Origin of the sequence: Coprococcus sp. RTP21204st1_G4_RTP21204_210225, assembly GCF_040915385.1 — a bacterium.
GTDB classification, from domain to species: Bacteria; Bacillota; Clostridia; order Lachnospirales; family Lachnospiraceae; genus Allocoprococcus; species Allocoprococcus comes.
Window position 1 is genome coordinate 1 of record NZ_JBCPDP010000036.1, and the last position, 9,783, is coordinate 9,783.

Sequence of the window (9,783 nt, forward strand, 5' to 3'; positions counted from 1 at the left end):
TAAGGTGCATTACAGAATTTAATCCCGCATAGTTACTGAGATAATCCACAGCTGGAATTTAGTTTTTCATTTAAGTTTTTTTTCTTATCCTACATAAATTTACTGATATATCCCTGTACAAAGATAAATAATACAATCAGCGGCAGGATATAGCTTACATAAAATTTCGCCCATTTCGGGAATTTCAATCCTTCTCCGGTATCCGCTTCTTTCAGGAAGTTCTTCCATCCCCATCCATAACGGCTTGTACAGAACAGAAGATAGATCAGACTTCCAAGTGGAAGCAGGTTGTTACTTACCAGGAAATCTTCCAGATCCAGTATTCCGGAACCTTTTCCGAACGGCATAAATCCACTCCATACATTAAATCCGAGAACACAAGGCATGGAAAGTACCGCCACAACCACGATATTGACGATTACAGCCTTTTTCCGGCTGCATCCGGTCAAATCAATGGCAAAGGATAAAATGTTCTCAAAAACGGCGATTACGGTCGATGCCGCAGCAAAAATCATAAATAAGAAGAATAAGGCTCCCCAGATTCTTCCGCCTGCCATGGAATTAAATACATTCGGAAGTGTGATAAAGATCAAACTCGGACCTTCTCCCGGATCCACCCCATATGCGAAGCATGACGGGAAAATGATCAGACCCGCGATCAAAGCAACAAAGGTATCCAGAAGTGTTACCAGGACTGCTTCTCCTGTAAGACTGCGGGATTTGTCGATATAGCTTCCGAAAATAGCAATTGCGCCGATTCCAAGGCTTAATGTGAAGAAAGCCTGTCCCATAGCAGCAAAAATCGTGTCAAATAAGCCATATTCCACGACTTTGTGGAAATCCGGTGCCAGATAGAAGCGAAGCCCCTCAGAAGCCCCATCAAGCGTTACAGAACGTACTGCAAGGATCAACATCAGTGCAAGCAGAAGCAGCATCATAACCTTTGTGATCTTTTCCACTCCATTTTGAAGCCCCATTCCACAAATTGCAAAACATCCAACAACAACAATGATCATAAAGAAAGTCATCGTTCCGGGTTTTGCAAGCATATCGGAAAACACACCTGCAACAGCGGCAGTATCCTTTCCCTCAAATTCACCAGTCATCATCTTGATGAAATACTGGACCATCCAGCCTGCAATTGTTGTGTAGAACATCATCAGCAGATAGTTTCCGGCCATAGCTCCATACTTATACCAATGCCATTTCGTTCCTTTTGGCTCCAGACGGTCAAAGGAAAGCGCCGCACTTACTTTACTGGCTCTTCCGACAGAAAATTCCATTACCATGATCGGAAGTCCAAGAATCAGTAAAAATGCAAGGTAAATAAGAACAAATGCTGCTCCACCATATTTTCCTACAATATAAGGAAAACGCCAGACATTACCAAGACCGATCGCACATCCTGCAGAAATAAGGATGAATCCGAGTCTTGAAGAAAATTTTTCTCGTTGCATAAAAAATCCTCTCATTCTATTAAATTGTGGATAACTTGCCAAAATGATACTTATCCCCATTTTTCGACAAGCTTGTGGATAATTTTTTTCCAGAATATCCACAGAGGAATTATACTGAATTACTGGGAAATTGTCTATGATTGTTTATATTTTCATTGGCGAAGCCACTTGATAATTTTAATTTTCCCCTTTTTAGTACACGAAATCGCCAGATGTGTACCTTTTGGGGTAAAAATTTGCATGTATATATATATTAAAGATAACAACAGCTTATTAAAATTCCTTTGTTTATATTAGGAGGGCTGAAAAAGCCCGTGGTTGACGCATTTCGGGGCATATTTTGTGTACGGAAACGGGGGAAGTTGTTTACTTCAGAGGGCAAAGAGGTGTACATATATGGGGGTTGTTGTTTACTTTGCGGGGTTACGTAGTGTACTTGAAGGGTTTGCGATTTTACCTTTTCTGTACACAAGTGTCGAAAAAATTTAAAAAAAGGCTTTACAAGAGGGGGGTTCTTGTATATAATCAACCTAGACGTACCGTTTTGGTACACAATTTTTATCAAAAAAGGTACCTTAATGGTACACGAAAAGAACAATACACACCTTAAACGTACACAAAACGTAAAAAAAGACAGAAACCCCATTTTATGGGGTACTTTTTAGGGGAGGGTGTTCCTTTTTGGTACACAAATCCCCAATATAAAGGGGTTGGTTACCCCGAATGGTACACAATAAAGGATTATATGGGGTGTAGAGGGGATTTTAATACACCTCAAAAGTACACAATAATACAGAAGAAAACAATTAAGGGGTATGAGCGATGAAGGAAACACAGAAAAAACCAAAAGAGAAACAACTGCTGGATCATGATACGGTCTCCCGGTCCAATGTGCTGATCGAAAGTAAATCCAGTACATCATTATTTGAAAGAAAGCTTCTTAATATTGCAATCGCAAAAGCATATGTAGAAGACGGTGAGCTGATCGCAAAGGTTTCCACCAAGGATGTTAAAAATTATCTTCATATAACAGGAAACTCCATCTATTCCCGTCTGAAAGAAGTATCAAAAGAGACATTGGGACATGTAGTAAGTATCGAGGACGACGAAAAAGAGAACTTCATCATGTTCAATGTAGTGAATAAATGTGAATATAGAGATGGCGTGTTTACAACCAGATTTACTAAAGAGATGAAACCTCATATCTATAACCTGAAAAAAGACTATACCCGTATGAGTCTTGATGTATTGTGCTCTTTTAAATCCCTGTTCACAACCCGTGTTTACGAAATCCTGAGAACCCAGTATTATCGTTTTGACAGGGAACAGTGTGATCAGCTGATCGTACCGAGACCGCCGAAGAATCCATACACGATCGCAGAGCTTAAATTTACACTGAATGTAGTGGATGCAAATGCATCTAAAGCAGTAAAACGTCTTGTTGAGCAGGGACGTTTTGAAGAAGCGCTTGCAGAGATTAAGGATGCACCGTTTGAAGATTGGCGTAATTTCCGTAGAAAAGTACTTGAAGTTGCGAAAAAAGAGCTGGAAGAATCCGAGTATTCCGAGATCTGCTTTGATTATGAGCCGGTTAAGAGCGGGAAGGGCGGAAAAGTTACAGGAATCCGTTTCTTTGTGAAGAAGAATCCGAAGTGTATCCATCATTCAGATCTTCAGCGTATGCCATCCGGAGAAGAAGAGGGCGAAGAGATTGCGCCAAATGTACTGGCTGCAAAGAAAACTCCGGTTAATGAAAAACTGATTTTAGAAGTTGCCGATATTTTTGGAAATGAACCGATCACGATTCAGGAGATTAAGGTGCTGCTTCAGGTATCCGATAACCAGCCGGATGTGATCCGGAAAGCTTTTAAACTGTCACAGGAGCAGGCATACATCAATAATCTGGTCGGATGGCTCAGAAAATGTATCGAAGAAAAGTGGTATGAGAACGAAAAAGTATCCAAGTTCAAAGGAAAGACGCTGGAAGAAGCGCAGATGACACTGGATCTTTATCAGGAATACATAGAAGAGCGCGAAAAAGTGAAAAAAGAGTAGGGTATTTTCTGCGAAAAGCAGAATTATTACCTAAATGGTACACAAGTTAAGTGGAAGAATGTGTCCCTGGGATGCTATTTGCAAAGAGGCAGGTAGCATCCCGGGGATTTTGTGTATACGATGAGCCAAGTACAGATTTGTGCTTGCACAAGAATCTGTACTTGGCGAATGTACATCACCTGGCTGTTAAGCGAGATAGTGTACAAAGTATACGAATCGAGTAGGAGTCAGCCTACTCGATTCGTCTTATTTTATGATGGAAAATTAAATTAGATGTTGGGGTCAAGAGGTCAAAAATCCTTTTGCAAGCAAGCTTGCATCAGCTTTCTGACCTTTTGACCCTGGTATCTTAAATTATGGAGGAACGGAAGAAAATTATGGAAATAAGAAGATTACTGGATTTTTTAAAGACAGCGGAACAACTGAAATGTAACACCAGACATTCGTATACTTCAAGTGGCAGGTTGGAGAGTGTGGCAGAGCACAGTTGGCAGCTGGCTTTGATGGCAATGCTGGTTGGGGATGAATTTCCGGAGCTGGATATGGATAAGGTGATAAAAATGTGTCTGATCCATGATATGGGTGAGGCGATCACCGGAGATATTCCGGCATTTGAAAAGACGGATAAAGACCGAAAGGTTGAGAATAAAAAGGTGGAGCAGCTGACGGATATACTTCCGGAACCGGTCCGTGCAGAATGGAAGGCATTATTTGAAGAGATGGAAGCGATGGAGACACAGGAGGCGAGGCTTTATAAATCACTGGATAAGCTGGAGGCGCTGATCCAGCATAATGAGGCGGATATCTCGACATGGATTCCGTTGGAGTATGATCTTCAGATGACGTATGGGAATGAAGAATGTAAGTTTACGGAATATATCCAAAGGCTTCGGGATGAAGTGAGGAAAGATTCCAAGCGGAAGATTGAAGAAAGCAAACAGAAAGACTAATAAAAAATTTTCATAATAGTTGCATTGGAAATGTAATACTGCATATTCATGCTGAGCCGGGGCGAATGTCCCGGCTTATTTTCTATATATGATAAGTAAAAATTTAGTTATAAATCGGGGTAACAGGATTCGAACCTGCGACCTCACGGCCCCCAGCCGTGCGCTCTGACCAAGCTGAGCCATACCCCGAAGTGTTATTTCATTATAGTATAAATTGTTTTAAATCTCAATCATTCTTTTGATGTGAGAAAATGCTGTTGACAGGTTTCTGGAAAGAGTTCAAAATAACGATATGCAAATATAAATGAGTAGGATGAGGAACGATTATGGAAAATTTAATTTTCAGTTTGAATGCAACGATTCCGATCTTTTTAATGATGTTACTTGGAATGTTATTCAGAAAACTGGGGTGGATGGATGAAGTCTTTGCGGCAAAGATGAACAAGTTTGTATTTTTGGTTCCGCTTCCGGTGTTGCTGTTTGAACAGCTGGCGACCGTGGATTTTTCGGAAGTATGGGATATTAAGTTTATTCTTTTTTGTTTTGTGGTGACGGCGATCAGTATTACGATATCAACTTTGATTTCACTGCTGTGGAAAGACCGGAGCATTAAAGGCGAATTTATACAGGCGACTTACCGGAGCAGTGCGGCGCTTCTTGGAATTGCTTTTATCCAGAATATTTACGGAACTGTGGGAATGGCGCCTCTGATGATCATAGGAAGTGTGCCGCTTTATAATATTATGGCGGTTGTGGTGCTTTCAGTGTTTAAACCGGGGAATAATTCTTTTGATAAGGCGCTGGTAAAGAAAACGCTGAAGGGGATTGCAACGAATCCGATCATTATTGGAATTGTGGCGGGATTTGTCTGGTCTGCACTTAAGCTTCCGATGCCGACAATTTTACATAAGGTTGTATCCAATGTCGGGGCGACAGCGACGCCGATGGGACTGATGTCGATGGGTGCAACCTTTGAGATGAAAAAGGCAACATCGAAGATGAAGCCTACACTTGTTGCTGTGTTTATGAAGCTGGTTGGATTCTGTGCGATATTTTTGCCGATGGCGGCACTTCTTGGATTTAGGAATGAGGAGATGATTGCGATTTTGGTGATGCTTGGATCTGCTACGACGGTCAGCTGTTTTGTTATGGCAAGAAATATGGGACATGAGGGGACGCTTAGTTCCGGAGTGATTATGATGACGACGTTGTTGAGTGCGTTTACGCTTACGATGTGGCTGGATGTGCTGAGGTCATTTGGGTTGGTGTAAGAAGAATAAAAATAGAAGCAGCTAGTTAAAATGGAAATTGTGGTAGCACACCATTGACTAGTTGCTTCTATTTTTTAAAGATTAAATAAGTCGCTGTGACTGCCGGTTCGAGTAAGAGTGAGGACAAGGACATCATCATCGTAGCGATAGATGAGCAGCCAATCTGGGGAGATGGGTGCCGGGGCGGGGAAGGCGCTGGCGCTGTTCCCCTTGGGGATTTGTGTGTTTTAGATAAGAAAGTTTGTTGGTCGAATGATTTAGGGAAGGAGCAGTGCACCACAGCTCGTGAACCTGGCGGTTCATTCGCTGTGCGAGCTATCGCTCTATCAAAATAAAAAAATAGCCAAATTTTCATGCGAGCATGAAATTTGGCTATTCCTTTATTTTGGCACTGCTCTATCTGAGGACAAAGTACTGTTCATACCACAGTAAGAATGAATATACGGTATAAATCTTTCTATGATAATTTCCGACTTTATTCTTATGATCTTCCAGCCATTTCAGCAGTAATTCCTGATTGAAGAATTCGGATACGAAATCTTTCTGGAACATTTCTTTTACTTTATTATAGTATTTATCTTCTCGGAGCCATACTCTGAATGGTACGAGGAATCCGAGTTTTTTACGTTTTGCCCAGTCCATTGGGATATGGGAGAGGGCGGAGGTACGGAAGGCTTTTTTTGTTTCCATGCCGTCTACGCAGTATTTGCTGTCGATGCTGCGGGCGAGTTCCCAGACTTTTTTGTCGAGGTATGGTACACGCAGTTCGAGGGAGTGTGCCATTGTCATCTTATCTGCTTTGAGCAGGATGTCGTGTGGCAGCCACAGATGCATATCGAGGAAGAGCTTTTTATGAAGGTCGTCCTGATCTTTTACCTGGTCGAAGTACGGTTTGGTTACGTCCTGGTAGCGCATCTTGCTCTTATATGCAGGAGAGAGTACTTCATCTGCTTCTTCGTTGTCCATGATGAATGCCTGGCCGATGTAGGAATCTTCTACGGAAGTTGCATTTCTCTTGAGGAAGTTAAGTCCTCTCTTGTCCGGCTGGTGTTTTGCCCAGTCTCCGAGTTTTTTACGGATAGATGCCGGTACGATCTTGCGGTACATATCACCGGATTTGCTTGGGATATATGTCTCGTATCCACCGAACATCTCATCTGCGCCTTCTCCACTTAAGACTACTTTTACATCTTTGGCTGCGAGCTGTGACAGATAGTACAGCGGTACAGCGGAAAGGTTGGCATGTGGTTCATCGGAATGATACTGAACCTCCGGCAGAGCATCGAAAAATTCGTCAGAAGAGATTTCTTTCTTTGCATTGCTCATATGAAGGATATCGCACAGATCCTTGGAGAAGGTTGTCTCATCGAATCCGCCGACTTCAAATCCTACGGAATAGGTCTTCATCGGTTTTACAGTAGATGCGATGTAGCTTGAATCAACACCACCTGAAAGGAAAGATCCTACTTCTACATCAGCAATCTGATGGTAATCAACAGAATCCTGAATTGTCTCACCGATGAGTTTTACTGTCTCGTCAAAGCTGCGGTCTTTCTTTGCATAAGTCGGATCGAAGTATTTTGTTTTCTTAAGTTCTTTTCCATCATAAGTGAAGTATGTTCCCGGTTCTAGTTTGAATACACCTTTGAACATGGTTTCAAGAAGTGGGGTGTACTGGAAAATCAGGTACATCTTGAGGGCATCTTTGTTGACCTCTTTATGGAAATGTGGGTGAGCCAGGAAGGACTTGATCTCAGAACCAAATAAAAGGCTTCCATTCATCTGTGCATAGTAGAATGGTTTGATTCCGAAGTAGTCTCTTGCTCCGAATAAGTTGTGAGTTTCTTTATCGTAAATTACAAATGCGAACATTCCGCGGAGCATAGAAGCAATTTTTTCGCCATAGGTTTTGTATCCCTGAAGAATAACTTCTGTATCGGAGTTTGTCTGGAACTGACATCCGTGTTTCTCAATCAGTTCTTTACGGATTTCCTGATAGTTGTAAATCTCTCCGTTGAAAATAATGACATGTTTGCCATCTGCACTGTGAATCGGCTGAGATCCGCCTTCAAGGTCGATGATACTCAGACGGCGGAAGCCAAGGGCTACATAGTCATCAACAAAGCTTCCCTTGCTGTCAGGTCCGCGGTGGGCAATGCGTTCACCCATCTGGTCGATGACTTCTTCTCTATTAAAATCGCCGGCGCCATAATAGCCTGCAAATCCACACATAAATTGCACATCCTTTCTGAATTGATACATATTAAAAATATTATAGTAACTTAATTTTGCCTGTAGATTTATTTATTATACCATAGTCTATATAAGATTAACAAGGGATAAAAAACCGGAAAGGAATATCCAATAAAATCAGTAGGATATTCCTTGCATATTTTTTACAGGTGTTATATAGTGAAAAATACGGATAAATGTGTAAAAGCCGGCAAAGAAAAGGGGAATCTGGGAAATGGAAAAGGTAAAAACTTTCCTGGCAGATATATCTGATCTGCTTAATGAGAAAAATTATCAAAAAATTTATGAAAAAGTTCCGGCGTTCCGACAGGAAAAAGCAGACCGGCTGAAGCACAGGGAGGATCAGGCTCAAAGCGTAGGTGCATGGTATCTTTGGATGAAGATACAGGAGAGACACAAGATACCGCAAGATGCAGGGCAGTCCTTTAATTTATCACATTCTGGGAAATATGTTCTGTGCAGTGCAGGCGTATCCGGAGAGCGGGTAGGCTGCGACATCGAATGCATGCGGAAATATCATGAAAGGCTGGCAGAAAAATATTTTTGTTCTTCTGAATATGAGAGAATCCGGAATGCAGATGAAGCAGAGCGGACGGAAATGTTTTACCGCTACTGGGTTTTAAAAGAAAGCTTTTTAAAAGCGACGCGCAAAGGCCTTGTGATGGGATTGAATACCAGCGAGATCCAGATTCCGAAGCAGGGAGATCCGTTTTTTTTAAGGCAGCCGGAAGAGATCCGGGAAGCTTATTATTTAAAAGAATATCAGACAGATGGAGCAAGGATTGCGGTGTGCTCAACGAATCCGAATTTTGACGAAAATATTTTGGATATGACAGATATTTACAAAAGAGAAATGATTGTGGAACTTAAAGATTGAAAATAAGCCAATGAAACAAGAAGTGGATTGGTTAAGAGTTTACAGGTATTTTATGAGAGAAGAAGGAGAAGAAGATGCTTACACAATTTTCGAGAACAGAACTGCTTCTTGGCAAAGAGGCGATGGATAAACTGAAGAATTCAAGAGTTGCCGTATTTGGAATCGGCGGAGTCGGCGGTTATGTATGTGAGGCACTGGTACGAAGCGGAATCGGGGCATTTGACCTGATCGATGATGATAAGGTATGTCTGACCAATTTAAACCGTCAGATCATTGCAACTAGAAAGACGGTAGGGAAATACAAAGTAGATGTTATGAAGGAGAGAATGCTGGAAATCAATCCGGACGTGAATGTGCGGATCCACAAATGCTTCTTCCTTCCGGAAAATGCAGATGAATTTCCGTTTGATGAGTATGATTATGTAGTTGATGCAGTTGATACGGTGACTGCAAAGATTGAGCTTGTCATGAAATCGCAGGCAATGAATGTGCCGATCATTAGCAGTATGGGAGCCGGAAACAAGCTGGATGCAAGTGCATTTAAAGTGGCTGATATCTATAAGACACAGATGTGTCCGCTTGCAAAAGTTATGCGCCGGGAGTTAAAGAAGCGTCATGTTAAGAAGTTGAAAGTTGTTTATTCAGAAGAGAAACCGACCAGACCAATCGAGGACATGGCAATCAGCTGCAGAAACCATTGTATCTGTCCGCCAGGAGCAGAGCATAAATGTACGGAGAGAAGAGATATTCCGGGAAGTGTGGCATTTGTGCCATCTGTAGTTGGACTGATTATCGCAGGGGAAGTAGTGAAGGACCTCTGTGCAAAATAAAAATAAAATCGCGGAGAGCGTTTCAAGTTTTGTGTAAACAGAAAAAACTGATATAAGATATGTCATTAGTTATCGAGGACAGAACCTGTT

General features: G+C 41.7%; 7 protein-coding genes, 1 tRNA gene and 1 pseudogene. 5 read left to right on the forward strand and 4 right to left on the reverse strand.

Annotated elements, in window-relative coordinates; genetic code table 11:
* Positions 1–89 precede the first annotated feature (89 nt).
* A complete protein-coding gene (locus AB5213_RS16580) occupies positions 90–1,457 on the reverse strand; it encodes a sodium-dependent transporter (RefSeq protein WP_215686274.1) in 1,368 nt (455 codons plus the stop codon).
* Between the two features lie 822 nt (positions 1,458–2,279).
* On the opposite strand from AB5213_RS16580, the gene AB5213_RS16585 reads away from it, so the two are divergent.
* Both AB5213_RS16585 and AB5213_RS16590 read left to right on the forward strand, forming a co-directional pair.
* Positions 2,280–3,512, forward strand: coding sequence for a replication initiation protein (locus tag AB5213_RS16585; RefSeq protein ID WP_008371101.1), 1,233 nt, complete (start codon positions 2,280–2,282; stop codon positions 3,510–3,512).
* A 377-nt stretch (positions 3,513–3,889) separates the two neighbouring features.
* Positions 3,890–4,462 (forward strand): HD family hydrolase, encoded by a 573-nt coding sequence (locus tag AB5213_RS16590; protein ID WP_368276984.1) that lies wholly within the window; start codon positions 3,890–3,892, stop codon positions 4,460–4,462.
* A 114-nt stretch (positions 4,463–4,576) separates the two neighbouring features.
* Here AB5213_RS16590 and AB5213_RS16595 read toward each other — a convergent pair.
* A tRNA-Pro gene (locus AB5213_RS16595) sits at positions 4,577–4,651 on the reverse strand.
* Between the two features lie 137 nt (positions 4,652–4,788).
* Between AB5213_RS16595 and AB5213_RS16600 the strand changes: the two genes are divergently transcribed.
* Positions 4,789–5,733, forward strand: coding sequence for an AEC family transporter (locus AB5213_RS16600; protein ID WP_368276985.1), 945 nt, complete (start codon positions 4,789–4,791; stop codon positions 5,731–5,733).
* A 74-nt stretch (positions 5,734–5,807) separates the two neighbouring features.
* On the opposite strand, the pseudogene AB5213_RS16605 reads toward AB5213_RS16600, so the two are convergent.
* Together AB5213_RS16605 and asnB are read right to left on the reverse strand one after the other, a co-directional pair.
* Positions 5,808–5,906 (reverse strand): annotated as a pseudogene (locus AB5213_RS16605) (type II toxin-antitoxin system mRNA interferase toxin, RelE/StbE family); the annotation flags it as partial.
* Between the two features lie 223 nt (positions 5,907–6,129).
* Complete coding sequence (gene asnB, locus AB5213_RS16610; RefSeq protein ID WP_022221050.1) at positions 6,130–7,965, reverse strand: asparagine synthase (glutamine-hydrolyzing); 1,836 nt, start codon at positions 7,963–7,965, stop codon at positions 6,130–6,132.
* Between the two features lie 235 nt (positions 7,966–8,200).
* Between asnB and AB5213_RS16615 the strand changes: the two genes are divergently transcribed.
* Positions 8,201–8,863, forward strand: a complete 663-nt coding sequence (locus tag AB5213_RS16615) for a 4'-phosphopantetheinyl transferase superfamily protein (RefSeq protein WP_055155991.1) — start codon at positions 8,201–8,203, stop codon at positions 8,861–8,863.
* 74 nt (positions 8,864–8,937) lie between these two features.
* Positions 8,938–9,693, forward strand: coding sequence for a ThiF family adenylyltransferase (locus AB5213_RS16620; protein WP_008371088.1), 756 nt, complete (start codon positions 8,938–8,940; stop codon positions 9,691–9,693).
* Positions 9,694–9,783: the final 90 nt, after the last annotated feature.